The organism is Myxococcus sp. CA051A (genome assembly GCF_013336705.1).
Taxonomy (GTDB): Bacteria; Myxococcota; Myxococcia; order Myxococcales; family Myxococcaceae; genus Myxococcus; species Myxococcus llanfairpwllgwyngyllgogerychwyrndrobwllllantysiliogogogochensis.
Genome location: NZ_JABUMS010000012.1, coordinates 160,426 through 180,699, shown reverse-complemented (window position 1 = coordinate 180,699; position 20,274 = coordinate 160,426). Strand labels below are relative to the sequence as shown.

The following is a 20,274-nucleotide window of genomic DNA, read 5'->3' as shown; positions in this document are numbered from 1 at the left end:
CTCAGTGCCCCGCGTGCGCGTGAAGCGCCACCGCGTTCCCCTCGGTGTCCTGGAACACCGCGAACGACCCCAGGGCCCCGATGGACGTCTTCTCCACCAGCACCTTGCCTCCCGCCTGGGCGACGCGGCGGATGGCGCCATCCAAATCGGAGCCCGCGTCCAGGAACACCCGGCTCCCCTCCAGCGAGGGACGCATGTGCGGCGAGTGGATGAGCGCTCCCGTCACATCCCCCTCCTGCTTCCGGGTGAAGACGGCGATGCGCGTGCCGTGGAAGTCCTCCACCTTCAGCGTGGTGGACAGGACGGACTCGTAGAAGCGCGTGGCGCGCGCCAGGTCGACGACGGGAATCTCGAACCAGTTCAGTCGGTGGGCCATGACAGGTCTCCAGCTCGGCGGAAGTGCCGATGGGAGTCACCATGACCTCTGTTCCTGTCAGCCTTGTGTCAGGTTTGTTGCTCGCGACGGCGCGGCGTCCAACGCCCGCTCGCGGCCTCCTGCTTCAGGCGCGCAGCTTCTCGCGCAGCGTCTTGGCGCGGCCCTGCATGTCGGGGTCCATGCTGGTCAGCTCCACCGACTTCAGCCGCTGGTCCAGACTCTGCGGCACCTTCTTCGGCAGCTTGCCCTCTTCGGCCAGTCCCTCCAGCCGGGCCAGCGCCTTGTCGACGATGCGCTCGCGCGGATGGTCCAACAGGCTGTCGAGGAAGTACGCGTCCTCGGGCAGCTCCGGGTACTTCTCCAGGTAGTCCACCACGGCCTTCACCCAGTCGGCGCGCGTCTCGGACTCCGTGACTTTTTGCATGGCCTGCTTCTGGGCCTTGCGCTTGCCCTCTGGGTCGAACGTCTTCGCCAGTCCCTCGGGAAGCTCGCCGCCGGTGAAGAGCGCATCCGCGGCGGTCTTGTACTTCTGGTAGCTCGCGCTGCGCTCAATCTTCTGCTGCGCGGGGTCATCCTGGCGGGAGTGGTACTTGCTGCCCTTGGCGCGCCCCGCGTCGATTTCTCGCCACGTCTTGTCGCGCTTCCCGGAGAAGCCGCCGCCGCCGTTGTCGTCCCTGTCCTTGGCCATCCTTCATCTCCCCTTGCGTGCGCCCCAGAGCGCCGCGAGTCCGCTTTGGACGAGGGTGCGCACCGCCTCCAGCTCCTGTGCGGTCAGGGGCTGCTCCTCGTCCTGCTCCGCCTCGAAGAGCGCCTCGTCCGCATACGTCCGCAGGGACTGGGGCACCGGTGGAGCCGTCGTGTCCGCCACCAGCGCCGCCGAGCGCACCGAAGCGACTCCCGGCGACCACCCCAGCTCCAGCATGGCGTACAGCTCGAAGAGCAGGTGGCGGGCGACTCCGTATCCTTCGTCCGTGAGCCCCGCGGCGTCAAGCGCGCCCAGCAAGGCATCCTGCCGGTTCTCGAAGGAGTGCATCAGCCGCGTGCGCGCCTTCTCGTCGTCCTCCAGGTAACGCCAGGCCGCCTCGACGAATTCGCCCGTGGGCTCGTCCGGGTGGAAGGCTTGCGGCAGGGGAGCCTTGACCTTCTTCGGCCGGGGCGGCCGGGGGCCGTCCTCCAGGCGCACCGCGCGCCCCTCTTCCACCAGGTCCCAGAGGCCCAGCAGGTTCTGGTACAGCAGCCGGGCGATGTCGGGCGAGGGGAAGCGCGGCTCCTCCTCGAACAGCCCGGGGATGACGTCGCTGTGCGGGCGCCCCTCGGCGTGGGCCGCCTGCATGCGGGCGAGCACCTCCGCGGTGTCGCAGGGGCTGCCGGACACCTCCAGCAGTCCGTCGAGTGTCTGCGCGCCCTCGAACTCGCGCGTGAAATCGGCACCTCTGTCCTTGGAGCGGCTCATGGCGGCGGGGACGCTTACCCCGGCGGACAGCCGAGCGCACGCGGCATCAGTGCTCCTCGGGCCACTCGCCCATCAGCGCGTCCTGGCGCTCCTTGGGATTGGAGGTCCACTCGAAGTCCTCCGGGACGTAGCCGCCGCCGTGCTGGCGTTCGCCGTCCCAGCTCACCTGCGCGGTGAGGAAGTGTTCGTCCGGCTCACCCGTCACCTCGGCGCGGTTGCCGGGAACGGTGAAGGGGGTGTCCAGGGGTTCGTCGGGGATGATGATGGCCATGGTGGGGCTCCGCGCGGAGGCGCTCTGACGCCAGATGTCCGCTGGCGCACGCGCCCGGTGCTTCGTCGTTCAACCTGGGCAGGCGGACGCGGACACGGGAGCGGGTGGGAGCGAGCGGGCGTGGGCACGGCCGCCTTCCGTTTCCGACCCGACGCCCCTAGTCTCCGGCTCCTGATGGCCGAGTCCTCGCCCGAGACGTTGAAGACCGCGGTGCAAGCACTCTCCCGCGTTCACGCGGTGGAGGGCCCGCCGGGAGAGAATGGCCTGCGCACCGTCTGGCACATGGGCACCGACGGCGCGGAGCTGATGTCCCAGGTGGACTCGGATGGCCGGGTGCGGCGGCAGGAGCTGACGCTGCTGGAGGACCACTACATGTGGGCCAGCGGCAAGGGCGTGCGCACCGGCCGCGTGGAGCCCGAAGGTGAGCGCGCCCGTCCCGCGGCGGCCGTGGTGAAGGCGGACCCTCAACTGGTTCCCCACCGGTTGGTGCGAGCCGCCCAGGCGATGGGCACGTACACCGGGCAGGACCGCTACATCCTGCACATGCAGCGCGTGCTGGCGCTGGCCCGCGAGGGGCTGGAGATGGCGGGTGCGGGCATCATCCTGCGCGAGGCGCAGCGTCCGTCGGAGCCCACGCTGCCCTCGCTGGAGGCGCCGTCACCCGCGCCCGCCCTCGCGCCGGCGGCTCCGCTGCGATACGTGCATGGCGCGCCTCACCCTGAGGCGGTGACGCCGCCGGAAGCTCGTGGCTCCGAGGGGGTCATCATGCTCGTCGTGTTCGGCGTGGGCGTGGTGGCCGGAGTCCTGTTGCTCATCTGGCTGCTCTGAGCCGGAGCGACGTCGAGCCCCAGCAGCCGCAGCATGTCCAGCGTGGTGGGCACCGCGCCCCGGTTCCGGGGCAGGGTGATGTGCGCGTTCTCGGCCACGGATTGCACCGGGTGCACATCCATCACCAGCAGGGCCGTCACGGCGGCCGCGGGCACCAGCCGGGGGGCCCAGCGAGGCGTGGGACGTGAGGCCTCGCGGCCACTGCCTCGCGCCACCAGCATGATGCCCAGCACCGCCAATACCGACGTGCACAACCAGCGCACCTCACGCAGTCGCGTGGCCGCCTCCATGCCCGTGGCCACCCACTCCTCACGCGCCGACTCGGGCACCTGTCCCAGCCCGGTGAGCATCTCGAGGAAGTGACGCGCCTCCAGCGCGCCCACCACCGCCACCGAGCCCAGCGCCGCCGTCACCCCGCTGGCGAGCAGCAGTCCCCGGCCGCGCCTGCGCCCTCCGGCTGCCTCCGCGCACGACGGACCAAAGCGCGCCAGCGCGAGCCCCAGCGCGAGCCCCAGGAGCAGCGCGGCGCTCGTCCACGCACCCAGCAGCCGGGGCGCCATGGCGTGGCCGGTGCTCGTCGCGACGTCCAGCACCGTGGCCTGGGTGGACAGGCGCGTCAGGCCGGACATGGCGCGGCCCACCAGGACCTCCGTGCCCAGCAGCCCCACCATCCACGGGAGGGTGGCCATGCCCAACATGACGGCGAGCGGCACACGCCGCCCCAGCCCCGTGCCGGCCAGCGCGAGCGACAGCAGGGGCAACTCAATGAGTAGGGCCAACGCCACCACGGCGGCGAAGGGACCGGCGGCATCCACCGTGCCCGCAAGGGCCTCGGGACCGTGCAGCAGGGGTGCGAGCGTGAAGCACCACAGGAACACGGTAACGGGCACGGACGAGGCCACCGAGAGCCCGGGCATGAAGCGGAGCCGCAGAGTAACAAGCATTCCAGGAGAGACTAGTCTCTCCGGGTAATTCTTGGAATTCAGACTGGGGGACGACCGACCAGCCAGTAGACGACGCTGGAGAGGGCTCCGGCGACAGGAGACACGAGCACACCCAGCAGGTAGAGGCCGGGACAGTCGCCTTCGGTGCAGCCGATGCGGCTGTAGGCGAGGGCGCCGGCGAGCAGCAGCGGGACGTGCATGCCGATGAGGAAGATGCCGGCGCCGCGCACGACGAGCCCCCGGTACCAGGTGCGTGTCCACAATCGGAAGACGATGGGGACCAGGACCAGGGTGCCGGTGGCCGCGGCGGCGAGCGCGAGGTGGCGCGCGGACACGGCCACACACGCCAGGGCCGCGAGGGCCAGCGCGGGCACGAGCAGCAACGCGTTGAGGGACAAGGGCTCCCGATGACGCATCAGACAGGGGAACGCTGGCAGAGCCCGCGTGTGCAGGCAAGCGGCGCGGTGGGGGAATGTCCCCGGGTCCGCTTCCGCCAGGCCCGCGCGGTCGCCATCAACGTCTGAGTGGACGAGAACCCGTCGTGCCGCCGCCGTCGCTACGCCGCGACGGCGCCTTCACCCAGCAGCCGCAGGTAGCGGCCCCGCAGCGCGAGCAGCTCCGCGTGCGTGCCTGACTCCACCACGCGGCCTTCCTCCACCACGGCAATCACATCCGCGTCGCGCACGGTGGACAGCCGATGTGCAATCACCAGCACCGTGCGGCCGCGCATCAGCGTCTCCAGCCCCGCGCCTACCGCCGCCTCGCTCGCCGCGTCCAGCGCGCTGGTGGGCTCGTCCAGCAGCAGCACCGACGGCTTGCACAGGAACGCGCGCGCCAGCGCCAGCCGCTGCCGTTGCCCGCCCGACAGCCGGCTGCCTCGCTCGCCCACGGACTCGTCGAGCCCTCCAGGCAGCGCGCGCACGAAGTCCTCCGCGTGCGCCAGCGCGAGCGCCTCCCACAACTCCGCGTCCGTCGCTTCGGGCCGGCCCAGCCGCAGGTTGTGGCGCACCGTGCCGGAGAACAGCACCGGCTCCTGCGGCACCCACGCCACCTGTCCGCGCACGCTCGACGGCTTCAGCGACTCCAGCGGCGCGCCGTCCCACAGCACCCGTCCGCCCGACGACGGCAAAAACCCCAGCAGCACGGAGAACAGCGTCGTCTTCCCGGCGCCCGACGGCCCCACCAGCGCCACGCGCTTGCCCGCGGGCACCACCAGGTCCACGCCCCGCAGCGCCTCGCGCCCGTCCTGATACGTGGCCTTCACGCCCTCCAGCACCAGCGCCTGTGACAGCGGACGGGCCGCATCCCCCGTGTCCGGAGGCGAGGGCTCATCTGCGATGGCGAACAGCCGCTCCGCCGCCGCCAGCCCCGTGAGCACCTGGGACAGCGTGCCGCTCAGGGATTTGACCGGCTGATACAACAGCAACGCGGCTGCGAGAAAGGACAGGAGCCGTCCCGCGAGCTCGGGGTCCGCGGACACCGCGCGCGCGCCCCACGCCACCGCCATGGCCACGCCGGCGATTCCGAGCAGCTCCACCGTGGGGCTCACCGCGCCGCGCAGGAACAGCGAGCGGCGCATCTCGCCCAGGTACTTGTCCGCCTCCACGTCGAAGGACTCGAGCGCGCGCGTCTGCCCGCCATAGGCCTGCACCACCGGAAGGTTCTGCAGTTGCTCGGCCGTCAGCGACGTCAGTGCGCCCAGGCTCTGCAGCGAGCGGGCGGCGACCTTCTTCAGCGAGCGGGCGAAGCGATTGATGGGCAGCACGGTCACCGGCACCACGATGAACGTGAAGAGGAAAAGCTTCGCGTCGATGAGGAAGCACGTCGTCAGGAGGGCCACCGCTTGCAGCCCATCCTTCACGTACGATGACAACGCCTGCGTTATCGAGAACTCCACCAACGGCACGTCCGACGTGAAGCGAGACAACAGCTCGCCGGAGTGTCGCCGCTCGAAGAACGCGGGCGGCTGGCCGAGCAGTCGCCCGTAGAGAAAACCGCGCAGGTCCGCCATGACACGCTGGCCCAGCCGCTGCATAAGGCCACCCTGGAGGAACTGGGCCAGGGCCTTCACCAGCGCGAGCGCCACCACCACCAGCGGCAATCGCCGCAACAACACGTCGCCAGGCAGCGACACCCCGGCCACGGTGACGGGCTGGTCCGTGAGCACCGCGCGCAACAGCGGCCCGACGACCCAGGCATACGCGGAGGTCGCCGCGGCGGCGACGAGTGACGCGCAGACACCCGCCGCCAGCAGCCGGCGGTAGGGGCGCAGGTAGCCGAGGAGTCGGCGGTAGACGTGTGGGGAGGGACGAGGAGCCACTGTTTGGCGGCGGACTCTGTCACCGAGTCGCCAAGAGGTCCAAGTCTAGAGGGACGTGAAACGTCGTGCCTTGCCGCCTGCTTTCCCACCAGCCGTCATCAGCAGGCAGGCCCGTTCCGTTGCCCCCCTCCGTCCCTGCGGACAGGTTCAGGGGAGCCATGGACACCAATAACGAAAAAGAGGTCCTTTTCAATCCGGGCTGCGAGCCGGTGGTTGAAGACGAGGAGCGTCGCCGGCTCCTGTGGCTCATGGCCGAGTACTTCCGCACCATCGGGTACACGGACATCAAGGCCCGTCTCCCTGGATTCATGCCGCCTCCCATCCTGTCGGGCACCATCGAGGACGCACGTCCCGACTTCACCTGCCGCCAGTCCGACTCGGCGCGCACGCCCATCATCCTGGAGATTGTCACCCCGGGCATGGTGGACGAGCCGACCGCGGAGAACCGGTGGAGCCTGCTGGCCAGCGCCGCCAAGCTCTACAACGCGGAGCTGCACTTCGTGGTGCCCAAGTGGGCGTCCAACGGAGCGGTGGATCCGGCGCTCAAACGCAGGCTGGCCCGGATGGAGCTGACCGCCAACCGCGTGTGGACCGTCTAGTCCTCCCGCCCCTACCCTGACCGCCCCGTCTCTTTTCAAGCCGCCCGGTGGCCTCCATGGCCCCCGGGCGGCCTTGGTTTTGCCCCTTGGATTGCTGGCGCGTTCCGCTGCGTTATAGTGACTCAGAGTTTTTCGCGGCGTCAAAAAGTCCAGCAAATTCCAGGGGTTGAAGCGAATGCCAGCAGCGGCGGCCGGTCAGAAACGCGACTATTACGAGATCCTGGGCGTCCAGAAGACCGTCTCCGCGCAGGAGCTGAAGAGCGCGTTTCGCAAAGTGGCGCTCCAGTACCATCCGGATCGCAACCCGGGAAACAACGAGGCCGAGGAGAAGTTCAAGGAAGCCTCGGAAGCCTACGAAGTGCTCAGTGACCCTGACCGGCGGGCGAAGTACGACCGCTTCGGGCACTCGGGCAACCCGTTCGAGGGCTTTGGTGGCGCCGGCGGTGGGTTCCAGGGCGTCAACATCAACGACATCTTCGGCGAGATTTTCGGCGACATCTTCGGCGGTGGCCGGGGGGGTGGGCGCCGCACCAGCTCGCGTGGCGCGGACCTGCGCTACAACCTGGAAATCACCTTCGAGGAGGCCGCGTTCGGCAGCCGTCCCAAGGTGACGATTCCGCGGCCGAAGAAGTGCGAGACGTGCACGGGCTCGGGCAGCAAGAGCGGCGCGGGTCCTCGCGCGTGTGGAACGTGCGGCGGCAGCGGAGAGCTGCGCTACACGCAGGGCTTCTTCGCGGTGTCGCGTCCCTGTGGGGACTGCGGCGGCACGGGCGCGGTGGTGCCGGACCCCTGCGCGCGCTGCAAGGGCTCCGGGAAGACGCCTTCCGAAGAGGTGATTGAGGTCGCCATCCCCGCGGGCGTGGACAACGGCACGCGGGTGCGGCTGACGGGCATGGGCGAGCCGGGAGACCGGGGCGGCCCCGCCGGAGACCTCTACGTCACCGTCATCGTCAAGGAGCACCCGCTCTTCCAGCGCGAGGAGTACGAGGTCTTCTGCGAGGTGCCCATCTCCTTCACCCACGCGGCGCTGGGCGCGAAGATCGACGTCCCCACGCTCGACGGGAAGGTGAAGATGACCATCCCCGCGGGCACCCAGTCCGGGAAGGTCTTCCGGCTCAAGAGCAAGGGCATCCCCCACCTGCACAGCCAGCAGCGGGGAGATCAGCACGTGCGCGTCGTCGTGGAGACGCCCACGGAGCTGTCCTCCAAGCAGCGCGAGCTCCTGGAGAAGCTCGCGGAGCTGTCCGGTGAGGAGTCCCATCCGCAGTCCAAGAGCTTCTTCGCCAAGGTGAAGGAGCTGTTCGGCTGAGCGAAGCCGCGGTGCGTAGGTGAGCCACGGCCGGCCGCTCGCCCTGGGAGCAGGGCCTGGGCCGGCGCGTCGTGGCCCTGGGGCCGCGTGCGTGTGGCCCTGGCGCCGCGCCAACGTGAGGAAGTCAACGTCCAGGGGCCGTGGGCGGTCGGGCACGAGGGGTGCACAGCGGGAGGGGTTCCACGCGGAATCTTCTCCCCGCTCCGTTGTCGACGGAGGCGCATCGCCGCTGCTATGCACCCCACTGCCATGGAAGTCCTGCCCACCTTGCGCCGCTCGCTCCTCGTCGCGCTGGCCCTGCTGCTGACGGCCTGTCCTCGACCCTCACGCACCCCGCCTGCCGGTGGCGACACGGGAGAGGATGTCCCCACGGGAGATCCGTTCCCCAAGCGGCCCGCCGTCGAGGCGAGGAAGGACGCGACCGCGGACGCGGCGCTCGCCCAGGCGAGGCAGACGGCCCAGGCCACGCCCGACAAGAAGAAGGCCGCCGAGGCCTACCTGTCCGTGCGCAAGGCGTACCCCGCGACGACGGCGGGCCAGGACGCGCTCTACCAGGCCGGCGTCCTCTTCTTCGAGTCGAAGGACTACGTCAACGCGCGCAAGTCCTTCAACGAGCTGCTCTTCGAGAACCCCCTCTACAACCAGGCCGAGGACGCGAAGCGCAAGCTGGCGCTGTCCGCCATGGAGGTGGGCGCCTATCGCGACGCGTACCAGACGCTGTCCAGCCTCGCAGAGCGCGCCGAGGGCGCCGAGCGTGAGCAGCTCCTGCGCGACGCGGCCCGGGCGGCCGAGGGCGCGGGGCTGTATGGCCAGTCGCTGACGCTGGCGGTGGAGCAGGCGGGGCAGGCGAAGACGCAGCAGGAGCGCGACGCGGCGGTGGCCCGGGTGGAGGCGCTGGTGGAGGGCCGCGCGGACTTCGTGGACATCGCGCGCGTGGCGGAGGGCCTGCCCGCGTCCAACCCGGCGTGGCCCGTGCTCACCTTCAAGCTGGCGCGCGTCTACTACCACCTGCGCGAGTGGACGCGGCTGGAGGAGACGCTCAACCGCTTCCTCGCGGAGGCGCCGCAGAGTCCCTTCGCGCCCCAGGCGCGGGAGCTGCTCGCGCGGGCCACGCGGCGCGTGGAGGCGAAGCCGAAGACGGTGGGCGTGCTGCTGCCCATGACGGGCCGCTACCAGCCCATCGGCGAGGCGGTGCTGCGCGGCATCCAGCTGGGCCTGGAGGGCAGCGACATCGAGCTGGTGGTGAAGGACACGCAGGGCGACGTCAACAAGACGGGCCAGGCGATGGAGCAGCTCGCCTTCGACGACGGCGCCATCGCCGTGCTGGGGCCGCTGCTGGGTGACGACTCCAAGCGCGCGGCGCTGGTGGCCGAGGAGCTCCAGCTCCCGCTGCTCACCATGACGCGCCAGGAAGGCGTCACGGACCTGGGCCCCTACGTGTTCCGCAACATGCTGACGAACGCCGCGCAGGCGGACGCCATCGCGGACTACGCCATCAACGTGAAGGGCTACAAGAAGTTCGCCCTCCTGTACCCGAACATCCCTTACGGAGTGGAGCTGGCGGACTCGTTCTGGGACCAGGTGACGGAGCGCGGCGGAGTCGTGCGGGGCGCGGAGCGCTACTCGCATGACCAGACGACCTTCACCACCGAGGCGAAGAAGCTGGTGGGCCGCTACTACCTGGAGGACCGCGGCGACTACGTCGAGGGCGTGAGGGACTTGCAGGGCGAGAACCTGGACGCCTTCCGTCGCCGCAAGGCGCTGGAGAAGGTGAAGAGTGGCGTGGAGCCCATCATCGACTTCGAGGCCATCTTCATGCCGGACGACTGGCGGCGGGTGAGCCTGGTCGCCCCGGCGCTGGCGGTGGAGGACATCGTCACCAACGCATGCGACCCGCGTGATTTGGAGCGCATCCGCAAGACGACGGGCAAGAAGGAGCTGAAGACGGTGACGCTCTTCGGCGCCAACCAGTGGAGCAGCCCCAAGGGGCGCTCGGGCCTGCCGGAGCTGATTGAGCGCGGCGGCAAGTTCGTCACCTGCTCGGTGTACGTGGACGGCTTCTTCGTGGACTCGCAGCGGCCGGCGACGCGCACCTTCGTGCGCAAGTACCGGGAGGCCTACAAGCAGGAGACGGGCAAGGACCCGGGGCTCCTGGAGGCCATTGGGTACGACTCCGGGCGCATGCTGCGGCAGCTGGTGGAGAAGAAGGAGGGCGGGCCCCGCACGCGCGCGCAGATGCGTGACGCGCTGTCCAACCTGAAGGACTTCGACGGCGCCACCGGCCGCACCTCGTTCAACGAGAAGCGCGAGGCGGTGAAGCAGCTGTTCCTCTTGTCCATCGACAACAAGGGCGTCACCGAAATCAACGTGGACAAGGAGCGGGAGAAGGCGGCGTCGGGAGGCTCGGGTTCATGAGGCGGACGGCGGGGCTGCTGGCGGCGGGGCTGCTGGCGGCGGGGGGCGGCGGGTGCGCGCACCACGCGGCGCGGCTGGCTCCCGACGTGGAAGCGCGGTTGGGTCAGACGCAGGGCGCCTTTCTCACCGGCGCGACGGCGGGGCTCGACAAGGGCCCCATCCTCAACCGGGCTGACTTCATCTGGGGCCTGGACTTCTCGCCCCGTCAGCACCGCGTCGCGTACACGCGGCTGGGCGCGCGCTCCTACTTCCTGTCCATCTGGGCGCTGGAGACACCGCCCCGGAAACTGGGCGACCCGCTCATCAATGCGTACGAGTTCGACGTGGAGGGCGTGGCCTTCTCGCCGGACGGCGGACTTGTCGCCACCGCGGGCCGTGATGGCGCCGTGCGCCTGTTCGACGCGGCCACGGGCGAGGCTCGCGGCGTTCGCGTCACCGAGGAGCCACTCACCGTGGTGGCCTTCCACCCGGAGGGCCGCTGGCTGGTGGCGGGGGGCGTGAAGGGTCTGCTCACCGTGCTGTCCGTGCCGGACCTGGCCCATGCCTCCGAGGAGCGCGGGCACGAGGGGCCGGTGAGCGCGGTGGCCTTCGCGCCGGACGGGACGCTGTATTCGGGCGGCTGGGACAAACACGTGCGCGCGTGGCGCACGGGGCTGGAGTCCCTGTCCTCACAGGCGACGCGCGCGCGCTTCGAGCGACGGGGCGGCTCGGCGGTGGTGGGCGGCTCGGTGAATGGCAAGGCGCCCGTCAGCTTCGCGCTGGACGCGCGCGTGCCCGCCATCGTCGTCACCGGAGAGGCGGCCACTGCGGCGGGCATCGACGTGGCCTTCCTGAAGGAGACGTTGGACGTGCCGGGTCCGCTGGGCACCACCCAGGCGCGGCTGGCGCGGGGCCAGTCCCTGCGCTTCAAGTCGCTGGTGGTGCGCGACGTGGACGTGGCGGTGTGTGACGCGTGCGTGCCCCAGGGTGTGCAGGGCGTGCTGGGCGCTCCCTTCACCGAGCGGGTGGGCGTGTCCTTCGACGAGGTCAACCACGAGGCCCTCTTCACGCTGAAGTCCGCGGCGCCGGAAGGCGCGGCGACGGTGGAGACGCTGGTGCTGGCGGCGCGTTCGGACTTCACCTTCCCCGCGTACGTCAGCGACGTCACCGTGGACGCGCGCGGGCAGCGGCTGGGCGTGGGCCTCTCGGAGCAGAAGCCGGAGCGGGACAGGAACGTGTACGAGCGTGAGCGTCAGGGCGTGGAGGAGCCGCGGGGGCCCTTCAACGCGGGCGCGGTGGTGGACGCGGCCACGGGACAGGTGCTGCACAAGTGGCCGGTGCACCACGGCGTGGTGTCCACCGCGGCCATCTCTCCGGACGGGCGCTCGCTCGTCTCCGGAGGCTGGGACAAGAAGGTGCACCTCTTCACCGAGGGCGAGCCCACCGCGCGCGGGACGCAGACGTTCGACTGGTCCGTGCGCCGCGTGCGCTTCAGCCCGGACGGGCGCCTCGTGGGCGTGGCCGCGTGGACGCCGCAGGTGGCCAGCCGCACCGGGGAGAGCGAGCCGTCCGCGGTGCTGCTCGACGTGCGCTACGCGGAGGGCGCCTCCGTGGTGTCCCCTGGGGCGCCCGCCGCTCAGTAGTTGAAGAAGATGTGTTCTCGGGGCACGCCCCGGTCCTTCAGGGCGTCCATGACTCCCTGCACCATCCTCGACTGTCCGCAGACGAAGGCCCTGGAGTCCCCCACCGTGTCCTCGCCGAGGTGGGCCTGCACGTAGCCGGTGAGGCCCAGCCAGCCGCTCACGCCGGGCTGGCTGACGGTGCGCACCACCTGGATGCCCCCTTCCTCCCAGGAATGCAGCTCTCCCTGGTACGCGAAGGCGCCGGGGGTGCGCGCGCCGAAGTAGAGCTTCACGCGGCCGAAGGCCTCCCGCTCGCGGCGGATGCTGGCGATGACGGGGCGGATGGCGGAGATGCCGGAGCCGGTGGCGAAGAGGAGCACGTCATGTCCTCGGGCCCGCTCCAGCGGGAAGCCCTTCCCCTCGGGCGCCGACACGTGGACCTGGGCGCCTGGCGGAAGGCGGATGAGGGCGTCGGGCAGCGGGCTGCCGTCCTTGAGGAGGAACTCCCACCGTGCGCCTCTCGGCTCGGGCGGGGAGGCGATGGCGAACAGGCCCGCCTCCATTCCGGGCAGGCAGAGGCGGACGTATTGCCCTGGGTGCGCGTGGGTCCCCACAAGGGGCGTGCCTTGGATGTCGAGCACGAGGTCGGTGAGCCCGTCGGCTGCGGGGGCGCGGGAGGTGACGATGGCCGGATGCCAGTCGGGCATGGTGAGTGCGGTTTTAACCCGTGTGCCGGGAGCGTGCTGCCCCTGGTAGCCTGGGGCGGTGAAGAGTCTTCTCTGGATAGTCTTGTTCATGCTCGGCCTGGCCGGCGTGCTCATTCCGCTGACGTATCTCTATACGGCCAGCAAGCTGCCCCAGTTGGAGAGCGAGTTCGACGTCGACAAGCTGCTCAAGCACAGCATCGAAGGCGAGCGGATGAGCCTCCGCGCCGGGCAGTCCGAGCGCAACCCCCGTCCCATCGCCTTCAACCGCCCCGACTTCTCGCGCCTGCCGAAGGACCTGGTGGCGCTCTATATCCGCCACATGGAGTGCCCCCGCTACTTCCAGACGCCGCGCGAGGACGGGGCGGCGTGGGCGTGGCGCCTCTTTGTCGGCGCGACGGTGGGGACGGCGCCTCCGGGAGAGGGCGCCTGTGAGCGCCTGCTGGCCATGCGCATCGCCCAGGGCCTGGGCATCTCCGGCAACCTCCAGCTCACCGTGGCCGCGCACCGGCTGCACGCCTTCATGCAGAAGGACCAGCTCATCGCCTACGACCTGGCCATCCTCTACTTCGAGCGGGGCGTCGTGGGCGTGGAGGACGCGGCCTTCACCCTCTTCAAGAAGGAGCTCAGCGACCTGCAGCTCCCGGAGCTGGCGGAGCTCCAGCTCGCGCTGCCGCCCTTCTATCGCTACTGGGATATCCGCCAGTGCAAGAACCCCACGGTGCTGCGTCAGGACCGGGACACGCTGCTGGCGGACCTCGCGGGGTGGAAGCTGGTGAGCGAGGACCGGGCTCGCAACGCGACGTCGCAGAAGCTGGGCTGCCTGGAGTAGCGCGCACGACGTGCTGGAGGGCCTCGTTGTGCCCGGTGCTCAGGGCTTGATGAACATGCTCTCCAGCGAGTTGAGCCGCTTGTTGATGTCACGGCGGGTCTCCGTGTCCTCGGCCGCTTCGGCCTGCCGCCGGTACTTCGTCAGCAGATTCAGCATCGCGTCGGGGCTCGTCACGCGGCCCTGACCGATGAGCTCCGGCATCGACTCCTCCAGCGAGTCGATGCGCTTGAGGAGCCTGCCCCGGGACATCGCGTCCGCGCTGACCGTGGGCTTGGAGGTGCTCGCGGGGCGACCGGAGCGAGCCACGGCGGGGGTCTCCGGCTCCTCGAGCGCGGGCGGTGGGCGGGCCGTGGGAGGCGCCTGCTCCGCGTGGTCAGCGGGGGCCGTGGCCGCCAGCGCTCCGTTCGTGTCGAGCGGCGTGGGGGCCGCGTCTTCTTCGGCCGGGGCTGGGCTGCCTCCTGGCTGGTCCAGTGCGCCAGTCGCGAGCGGGGCGGGCGGAGGCGGCTCGGCGAGGACCTCGCGCGAGGGGACGTCTTCCCGCGCGGCGGCATGCGTGAGCGGCACGGCGCGGGGCGGCTCCCGGAAGACGATGGCGGCGGCTCCGGCGAGCAGCGCCACGGAGGTTCCAAGGGCGACTGCGACGGGCAGGTACTTGCGCGTGCCGGTGGGCTGGGGAGCGGGCCGGGCGCCTTTCTCCGGCGTCAGCTCCGGAGGCACGGGGACGGGCGTGGTGGGGCGTCGCGAGGCCGCGTCCTCCGCCGAGGGGGGCTTCTCGTGGGTGGGCGCGAGCGCGCTGGGATTGGAGCGGGTGGAGCGCAGCGAGCGGCGCAGCTTGTGGAGTTGCTGGCGCAGCGCGTCCGCCGAGTTGGGCCGCGTCTCCGGGTCCTTCGTGAGCATCTGGAGGATGAACGCATCCAGCGCGGGCGGCAGGTCGGAGACGAACTCGGAGGGGCGGGGAGGCCGCGCCTCCACGTGCTTCATCAGCAGATCCACGGGCGAACTGCCCACGAAGGGCAGCCGGCCCGTCACCATCTCGAACGTCACCACGCCCAGGGCGTAGAGGTCGGTCATCGGACCCACCTCCTGGCCTCGCGCCTGCTCCGGGGCCATGTACTCCGGCGTGCCCACCACCATGTCCGTGCGCGTCTGCGCGGTGCGGCCGGTGGGGCCCTGGCCCCGCTTGGCGAGCCCGAAGTCCAGCACCTTCACGTAGCGCGAGCCGTCCGGCTGGCGCACGAGGAAGATGTTGCTCGGCTTGAGGTCCCGGTGCACCACGCCCGCGCCATGCGCGGAGGCCAGCGCGGCGAGCACCTCGTCCAGGATGGGCAGGGCCTCCAGCACGGGCAGCCGGTTCTTCTCCGACAGCACGGCGTCGAGCGGCTGACCCTCCAGGTACTCCATGACGATGTACTGCCGGCCGTCCGGCACCTGGCCGAAGCCGAAGATGTCGATGATGCCCCGGTGGCGGATGGCGTTCACCGCGCGGGCCTCGGCCAGAAGCCGCTCCACCTGCTCGTTGGAGTGGGCCAGCTCCGGACGGAGCACCTTCACCGCCACGCGCTTGCCGATGAGCGGCTGGATGCCCTCGTACACCAGGCCCATGCCGCCCACGCCGATGCGAGCGCGCAGCTCGTACTCACCCAGCTTCAAGCCGATGAGCGGATCCTTCGGCACGTCCGTCAGGGCCTCCAGGGTGCTCTGCACGACGACCTTCGGCTCGTCCGCCATCGGCGATGCCGGGGCCGACGGTGGGACGTGGAACGAAGCGAGTGCCACGGTGCCGTCCCTCGGACACACACCAGTGTCCGCGGGGACGGGAAAACCACAGGTTTCGCAGTTCAGCTCGGAAGCCATCTCGGGCCAGGAAGAAAGGTCAGCGTACCAAGACGAGGTGAATGACGCGATGTGGTTCGGACCCGAGTGCAGGGCGAGCGTTCAAGCACCGCACACCCCGCGGCGTCGACCTGTCCAACAGCGTCGGACAGCCGACGGATGACCCTATTGGATGGGCACACATCCCGTCGTTGGCAGGGATGCGCCCTCACCGCCGTTGTTCTCGCCGCCCGCGCCGCCGGCCCCCTGGGCGATGGTGACCCCGCCATCCAGGGTGACCTGACCCCGCTGACACCAGATGCCCACCGATGGACCGCCGCCCCCACCGCCCCCCATTCCGCCGGGGCCGCCGGGGCCGCCTGAGCCCCCGTTGCCGCCGACGCCGCTGTAGGTTCTGATGGTCTGGCCGGACTCCTCCGTGATGATATCGGCGAAGGCGCTGCCCAGGCCTCCGTCCCCGCCGAGTCCGCCGACGCCGCCCGCGCCGCCCTTGCCGCCCGCGCCGCCTCCGAGCGTCTCGATACGGGAGCCCGCTTCCAGGGACACCTGGGCGTCGAACACGAGCAGGCCGATGGACGCCCCACCCCCGCCACCACCCGTGCCGCCCGTGCCGGGGCAGCCTCCCGCGCCGCCGCCGCCGCCACCGCCGCTGGCCGCCACGTCCACGGTTCTGTTGGTGAGGATGCAGCCGCCGCCGCTGCTGCCTCCGCCACCGCCGCTGCCCGTCTGGCCAGGCTCCCCAATTCCTCCTTGCTGCTCAACGCCCACCGACCAGGTCTGGTTCTCCTTGGAGAGCACCCCCAGGCCGGAACCGCTCGAGCCCGCGTCGCCTCCGCCCCCCTGGGCTCCCCTGCCGCCGTGCGTGCCCGTCCCCGCGACGCAGATGCAGAGGCCGCTTGCCGGACAGGTGAACTCGGTCTTGTCGCCGCCGATTCCTCCAGCGCCTCCCAGCAACGGGGCTCCGGATGAGGGGCCCGGCTCGCCCGGGCCGCCGTCGGCACCCGAGGTCAGGTGCGCGCCATTCGCGCCTCGGCCTCCAGCGCTTCCGCCGACGCCGGGACAGAGGACGTTGACGCCGCCTTCACCTCCGATTCCCGGTATCACCCTCGGGTTTCCCGTGGTGACCGCGCCCACCAGGCCCACCGGACCCTCCGCGCCCGCATCGCCAGTCAGGCCCTGTGCACCCGTCGCGCCGCGTCCCGCCTCCAGCACGGTGTGACGCAGCCGCACGCCCGAAGCGTCGATGACCTTCAAGGCGATGGAGGGCTGCCCGGGCTCCACCGCGTCCGCGGAGCGGATGTGCAGGTACTCCAGTACGATTCCCGCGTCCGTCACGCCCCGCACGGTGAGGCCCGTCGTGCCGCCGTTGTCCAACACGGCCACCTGGCCACTGACGCGTCCCCAGCCGCCGTCGCGCCCCGAATAGCCACCGTGCACGGAGACGGGCATGTCCAGCACCAGCTCGCCCTCGTCATAGGTGCCGCCCGCGAGGTACAGCCGCGTCGGGGCGCCGCCGTCCCACTGGCGCAGCAGCCCGAGCGCGTGGCGCACGGTGCGCAGCGGAGCCTCGCGGGTGCCCGTGCCGGCGACGTCGTCGCCGTACACCGGGTCGATGAAGAGGCCCGCGCTGGCCCGACCATCCACGCCATCGCAGTCGGAGTCCTTGAACTCATCGTCCGGAGGGTCCTCCCCGGTGTTGGTGGGGATGCAGCCCGCGTCTGGCACGACCTGCTGCTCGCACCGTCCCTCGTCGCGGCAGCGCTTCTGCGCGGCGTCGAAGTCGTAGCAGCCCCCCGCGGAAAGCACCGCCGCGAGCGCCGTGCCCATCGCTCCGAGCGTCCAGATTTTTCGCATGGGATTCCTCGAAGTCACGGCCACGTCCCGGACAGTCCGACCATGGCGCCACCGGAGCTCACGGCGGCGGAGGGGAGGACCTGCGGGGGCGGGTCATCGGGCCACAGGAACATCACCGCGCCAGCGACGATGCCCGCGGCGCCCACGCCAAGGGCCACGCGGCTCACCGTCTGCGCCTGCTTTCCTTCCGACACCAGCGCCTTCGAGTCGCGCACGGGCGCGTCGACCGTCCCCTTCTCCAGGGTGTCATACCGGTCCCGGGCCTTCAGGTAGAACACCGTCCCCACTCCCGCCAGCACCACACCTCCGGCCGCGGGCAGCCACGCCCAGCGGCGCGCGGAGGACGTCGTGGCGACGGCGACGGACGGTGTTTCCATCGGCGGTGGCGTGACGCGCTCCACGGGCGGCGGCGCGTCCTTCACGGAAGGCCGGGCCACCCGCGTGGGAGGTGGCACGTCGTCAATGGGCGGCGCGGGGGGCAGTCCCCGCAGCGCGCGCTGCGTGTTGAGCACCACCACGTCCAGGGCCTGGGTGAGGGCGTCCAGGAGCTTGTCCTCCGGCACGTCGAGGACGAAGTGCTCGGAGATGAGCATGCCGTCCTTCGCCGCATAGGCGCGCGCGCCGGCGCGGTAGCCGCCAGCCCGTGGGCCCAGCTCCGCCACCAGGACGACCTCCGCCTTGCTGGCCGTGCCGAGCCACTGGAGACACGGGGCCTCCGTGCGCTTGCAGCGCAGCAGCGTGCGGCGCCGCGTGGCGGGCAGCTTCCGGGTGACGTTCTCGATGCGGATGACGCGCAGCCCGCGCGACTCGAGCTGCTCCGCCACGTGCTCCTGCGCGAACTCGACGATGTGGGCCGGGGCTCCCGTCGCATCCGGTGGGGCGATCAACACACTCAGGGGCCCCTGCGGGAGCGCCGTGGGCGCCTGGGCGACCACGGAGAGAACGGCGACGAGGGAGATCAACACACGATCACTTTCCCCCCGACACGACCTCCTCGCAAGGCCGGGAATCAGGGGCTGCTCACCTCGGGTGGCATCGCGCACGCTCTCGGTGCGTGCGGTGGGAGCTGACCCCACCGCCCAGGTAGGGCGGTGGGAGCACCCGAGGACTGTCAGTCAAACTTCAGCGGCGGGGGCGCTCGGGGGGCGCGGGGCGGATCTGCGTCTTCTCGGAGGTTTCCTTCGGCCCCGAGGGGGCGCTGGTGTCCTCGTCTTCTTCATCGTCGGCGGGTCGGGAGGGGATGGACGGCGGGGGTCTGCGCGCGGCGAGAGCGGGACGGGCGCCGCCGGGGGGCGGAGGCCTGGGTGGGGGCGTGCCGGGGCGGCGCGGCGGCGGGGGGCGGCCCGCGTCGGTGAGCAGCTCCTCGTCCACTTCCACCTTGGCCTCGGAGGCGAAGGGGCTCCGGGTCGGGGGCGGCGTCCGGTCGTCATCGCCCTCGTCGGGAGGCGGCGGTGGACGCGGCGCGGCCACGGGCCTGGCGGCGGCGTGGCCTGCGGGCGGGGTGGCGGTGGCGGGCCGGGCCGCGGGAGGCGGTGTTGCCGGCTTGGCGACGGACGCGGGGAGGCTCGCGGGCACCTGCACCTGGACGGGGGGCGCGGCCTTGGCGTCGCGGGCATCCTGCCGGAGCTTCTCCTCGAAGTCGGACCACTCCTTCTTGAAGTGGTCGGGGTCCGGACGTCCCTCCTCGCGGTGCTTCAGCGAAGGGGCCCAGCGCACGGTGTACGCCTCGCCGGCGTGGAAGACGGGCGGAGGAGGGATGCCGTACGTCGCCGGGTCGAAGAAGGACTCGTCCAGGTCAGCGAAGCCGTACGCCTTCGCCTTGGCGACGAAGTTGGGGATGATGCCCGTGGGCGCGTGGTAGCCGAGGATGTGGTCGTCCTCGTCCTTGGTGACGGGCGTGAAGACGAAGATGTCCTGGGTGCGGTAGTCGCCCTTCTCGGTGAGCGGCAGCACCTCCGACAGGGCGCTCGTCTTGCGACTGCCGTCGTGGAAGCGCTCGCAGCAGATGATGAAGTTGATGGCGCTGGCCACCTGGGCGCGGACGGCGACCATGGGCAGCTCGATGCCGGACATGAGGCACAGGGACTCCACGCGGCGCAGCGTGTCCGTGGGCGTGTTGGCGTGCGTGGTGGCCAGCGAGCCGCCGTGGCCCGTGTTCATCGCCTGCATGAGGTGGAACGCCTCGCCACCGCGCACCTCGCCGACCACGATTCGGTCCGGCCGCAGACGCAGGGCCGAGTGCAACAGGTCTCCCATGTCCACGCCGCCCTTGCCGAACTTGTCCGGCGGACGGCTCTCAAAGGCGACGACGTGTGTCTGGTTGAGCTGGAGCTCCGCCGAGTCCTCGATGGTGAGGATGCGCTCCTCGTCGGGGATGAGGGAGGAGACGATGTTGAGCAGCGTCGTCTTGCCGGAGCCCGTGCCGCCGGCCACCAGCATGTTGAGCTTGGTGGCGATGCCCGCCTCGATGAGCCGTGCCATCTGCGGCGTCAGCGAGCCGAACTTCAACAAGGAATTGATGGTGAGCTTTTCCTTGAAGAACTTGCGGATGGAGATGGTGGTGCCCTTGCGGGCAATCGGCGGAATCACCACGTGGATGCGGCTTCCATCCGGAAGGCGCGCGTCCAGGCGGGGCCTTTCCTCGGTGAGCATGCGGCCGACGAACTGGGCCATGTTGCGCGCGGCACCGATGAGGCCTTCCTCGGTGAAGGTGGCGTCCGTGCGCGACAGGCGGCCCTTCTTCTCGATCCACACGTCGGTCGGGCCGTTGATCATGATCTCCGACACCGCCTCGTCGTCCAGGTAGGGCAGGACGGGCTTGAGGAAGGCGCGGAGTGACTCGGTGTACATCGTCATGGCGCCCCCCAGGCTAGCGCGGCCGGTGCCTTCCGCCCAAGAACCCGCCGTGCCCGCCCGCCTGCCTCCTGTGACGCTG

General features: G+C 70.8%; 18 protein-coding genes. 6 read left to right on the top strand and 12 right to left on the bottom strand.

Annotated elements, in window-relative coordinates; genetic code table 11:
* Window position 1: 1 nt before the first annotated feature.
* From HUA74_RS30885 to HUA74_RS30870, 4 genes are all read right to left on the bottom strand, one after another.
* Entirely contained in the window at window positions 2-376 is a 375-nt protein-coding gene (locus HUA74_RS30885) for a VOC family protein (RefSeq protein WP_174457416.1), read from the bottom strand.
* A gap of 124 nt (window positions 377-500) precedes the next feature.
* Complete coding sequence (locus HUA74_RS30880; protein WP_141641797.1) at window positions 501-1,064, bottom strand: hypothetical protein; 564 nt, start codon at window positions 1,062-1,064, stop codon at window positions 501-503.
* A 3-nt stretch (window positions 1,065-1,067) separates the two neighbouring features.
* Window positions 1,068-1,829 (bottom strand): hypothetical protein, encoded by a 762-nt coding sequence (locus tag HUA74_RS30875; protein WP_174457415.1) that lies wholly within the window; start codon window positions 1,827-1,829, stop codon window positions 1,068-1,070.
* Between the two features lie 46 nt (window positions 1,830-1,875).
* Entirely contained in the window at window positions 1,876-2,100 is a 225-nt protein-coding gene (locus HUA74_RS30870) for a hypothetical protein (protein WP_141641795.1), read from the bottom strand.
* Window positions 2,101-2,274: 174 nt separating this feature from the next.
* On the opposite strand from HUA74_RS30870, the gene HUA74_RS30865 reads away from it, so the two are divergent.
* Window positions 2,275-2,928, top strand: a complete 654-nt coding sequence (locus tag HUA74_RS30865) for a hypothetical protein (protein WP_174457414.1) — start codon at window positions 2,275-2,277, stop codon at window positions 2,926-2,928.
* Here HUA74_RS30865 and HUA74_RS30860 read toward each other — a convergent pair.
* From HUA74_RS30860 to HUA74_RS30850, 3 genes are all read right to left on the bottom strand, one after another.
* Window positions 2,814-3,872 carry a hypothetical protein gene (locus HUA74_RS30860; protein ID WP_174457413.1) on the bottom strand — a complete coding sequence of 353 codons (1,059 nt, stop codon included), beginning with the start codon at window positions 3,870-3,872 and terminating at the stop codon, window positions 2,814-2,816. The genes HUA74_RS30865 and HUA74_RS30860 overlap by 115 nt on opposite strands.
* Window positions 3,873-3,910: 38 nt before the next feature.
* Complete coding sequence (locus tag HUA74_RS30855; protein WP_246137075.1) at window positions 3,911-4,270, bottom strand: hypothetical protein; 360 nt, start codon at window positions 4,268-4,270, stop codon at window positions 3,911-3,913.
* 158 nt (window positions 4,271-4,428) lie between these two features.
* Window positions 4,429-6,192: an ABC transporter ATP-binding protein gene (locus HUA74_RS30850; RefSeq protein WP_174457412.1), complete on the bottom strand. Its 1,764-nt coding sequence runs from the start codon at window positions 6,190-6,192 to the stop codon at window positions 4,429-4,431.
* Between the two features lie 158 nt (window positions 6,193-6,350).
* Here HUA74_RS30850 and HUA74_RS30845 point away from each other — a divergent pair, with 158 nt between their 5' ends.
* From HUA74_RS30845 to HUA74_RS30830, 4 genes are all read left to right on the top strand, one after another.
* Window positions 6,351-6,791: a hypothetical protein gene (locus HUA74_RS30845; protein ID WP_174457411.1), complete on the top strand. Its 441-nt coding sequence runs from the start codon at window positions 6,351-6,353 to the stop codon at window positions 6,789-6,791.
* 175 nt (window positions 6,792-6,966) lie between these two features.
* Entirely contained in the window at window positions 6,967-8,100 is a 1,134-nt protein-coding gene (gene dnaJ, locus HUA74_RS30840) for a molecular chaperone DnaJ (RefSeq protein ID WP_141641789.1), read from the top strand.
* A 249-nt stretch (window positions 8,101-8,349) separates the two neighbouring features.
* Window positions 8,350-10,515 carry an ABC transporter substrate-binding protein gene (locus HUA74_RS30835; RefSeq protein ID WP_174457410.1) on the top strand — a complete coding sequence of 722 codons (2,166 nt, stop codon included), beginning with the start codon at window positions 8,350-8,352 and terminating at the stop codon, window positions 10,513-10,515.
* Window positions 10,512-12,137 (top strand): WD40 repeat domain-containing protein, encoded by a 1,626-nt coding sequence (locus HUA74_RS30830; protein ID WP_174457409.1) that lies wholly within the window; start codon window positions 10,512-10,514, stop codon window positions 12,135-12,137. Before HUA74_RS30835 ends, HUA74_RS30830 begins: the two co-directional genes overlap by 4 nt.
* Here the strand turns inward: HUA74_RS30830 and HUA74_RS30825 are convergent.
* Complete coding sequence (locus HUA74_RS30825; RefSeq protein WP_141649302.1) at window positions 12,131-12,823, bottom strand: NAD-binding oxidoreductase; 693 nt, start codon at window positions 12,821-12,823, stop codon at window positions 12,131-12,133. The two genes, HUA74_RS30830 and HUA74_RS30825, sit on opposite strands and share 7 nt — an antisense overlap.
* An 88-nt stretch (window positions 12,824-12,911) precedes the next feature.
* Between HUA74_RS30825 and HUA74_RS30820 the strand changes: the two genes are divergently transcribed.
* Window positions 12,912-13,652 carry a transglycosylase domain-containing protein gene (locus HUA74_RS30820; protein ID WP_174457408.1) on the top strand — a complete coding sequence of 247 codons (741 nt, stop codon included), beginning with the start codon at window positions 12,912-12,914 and terminating at the stop codon, window positions 13,650-13,652.
* Window positions 13,653-13,691: 39 nt separating this feature from the next.
* Here HUA74_RS30820 and HUA74_RS30815 read toward each other — a convergent pair whose 3' ends face one another.
* The 4 genes from HUA74_RS30815 to HUA74_RS30800 all read right to left on the bottom strand — a co-directional run bounded on the left by HUA74_RS30815 (window position 13,692) and on the right by HUA74_RS30800 (window position 20,195).
* Window positions 13,692-15,506 (bottom strand): serine/threonine-protein kinase, encoded by a 1,815-nt coding sequence (locus HUA74_RS30815; protein WP_174457407.1) that lies wholly within the window; start codon window positions 15,504-15,506, stop codon window positions 13,692-13,694.
* Window positions 15,507-15,650: 144 nt separating this feature from the next.
* A complete protein-coding gene (locus tag HUA74_RS46705; protein WP_174457406.1) occupies window positions 15,651-17,339 on the bottom strand; it encodes a hypothetical protein in 1,689 nt (562 codons plus the stop codon).
* Window positions 17,340-17,353: 14 nt separating this feature from the next.
* Window positions 17,354-18,304, bottom strand: a complete 951-nt coding sequence (locus HUA74_RS30805) for a hypothetical protein (protein ID WP_371817328.1) — start codon at window positions 18,302-18,304, stop codon at window positions 17,354-17,356.
* 157 nt (window positions 18,305-18,461) lie between these two features.
* Window positions 18,462-20,195 carry a CpaF family protein gene (locus HUA74_RS30800; protein ID WP_174457405.1) on the bottom strand — a complete coding sequence of 578 codons (1,734 nt, stop codon included), beginning with the start codon at window positions 20,193-20,195 and terminating at the stop codon, window positions 18,462-18,464.
* Between the last annotated feature and the right edge of the window lie 79 nt (window positions 20,196-20,274).

Bases quoted from the DNA above. Each gene is read 5' to 3' on its own strand.
- HUA74_RS30885 (WP_174457416.1), bottom strand. From the start codon at position 376: ATGGCCCACCGACTGAACTGGTTCGAGATTCCCGTCGTCGACCTGGCG.
- HUA74_RS30880 (WP_141641797.1), bottom strand. From the start codon at position 1,064: ATGGCCAAGGACAGGGACGACAACGGCGGCGGCGGCTTCTCCGGGAAG.
- HUA74_RS30875 (WP_174457415.1), bottom strand. From the start codon at position 1,829: ATGAGCCGCTCCAAGGACAGAGGTGCCGATTTCACGCGCGAGTTCGAG.
- HUA74_RS30870 (WP_141641795.1), bottom strand. From the start codon at position 2,100: ATGGCCATCATCATCCCCGACGAACCCCTGGACACCCCCTTCACCGTT.
- HUA74_RS30865 (WP_174457414.1), top strand. From the start codon at position 2,275: ATGGCCGAGTCCTCGCCCGAGACGTTGAAGACCGCGGTGCAAGCACTC.
- HUA74_RS30860 (WP_174457413.1), bottom strand. From the start codon at position 3,872: ATGCTTGTTACTCTGCGGCTCCGCTTCATGCCCGGGCTCTCGGTGGCC.
- HUA74_RS30845 (WP_174457411.1), top strand. From the start codon at position 6,351: ATGGACACCAATAACGAAAAAGAGGTCCTTTTCAATCCGGGCTGCGAG.
- dnaJ (WP_141641789.1), top strand. From the start codon at position 6,967: ATGCCAGCAGCGGCGGCCGGTCAGAAACGCGACTATTACGAGATCCTG.
- HUA74_RS30835 (WP_174457410.1), top strand. From the start codon at position 8,350: ATGGAAGTCCTGCCCACCTTGCGCCGCTCGCTCCTCGTCGCGCTGGCC.
- HUA74_RS30830 (WP_174457409.1), top strand. From the start codon at position 10,512: ATGAGGCGGACGGCGGGGCTGCTGGCGGCGGGGCTGCTGGCGGCGGGG.
- HUA74_RS30825 (WP_141649302.1), bottom strand. From the start codon at position 12,823: ATGCCCGACTGGCATCCGGCCATCGTCACCTCCCGCGCCCCCGCAGCC.
- HUA74_RS30820 (WP_174457408.1), top strand. From the start codon at position 12,912: ATGCTCGGCCTGGCCGGCGTGCTCATTCCGCTGACGTATCTCTATACG.
- HUA74_RS30815 (WP_174457407.1), bottom strand. From the start codon at position 15,506: ATGGCTTCCGAGCTGAACTGCGAAACCTGTGGTTTTCCCGTCCCCGCG.
- HUA74_RS46705 (WP_174457406.1), bottom strand. From the start codon at position 17,339: ATGCGAAAAATCTGGACGCTCGGAGCGATGGGCACGGCGCTCGCGGCG.
- HUA74_RS30800 (WP_174457405.1), bottom strand. From the start codon at position 20,195: ATGACGATGTACACCGAGTCACTCCGCGCCTTCCTCAAGCCCGTCCTG.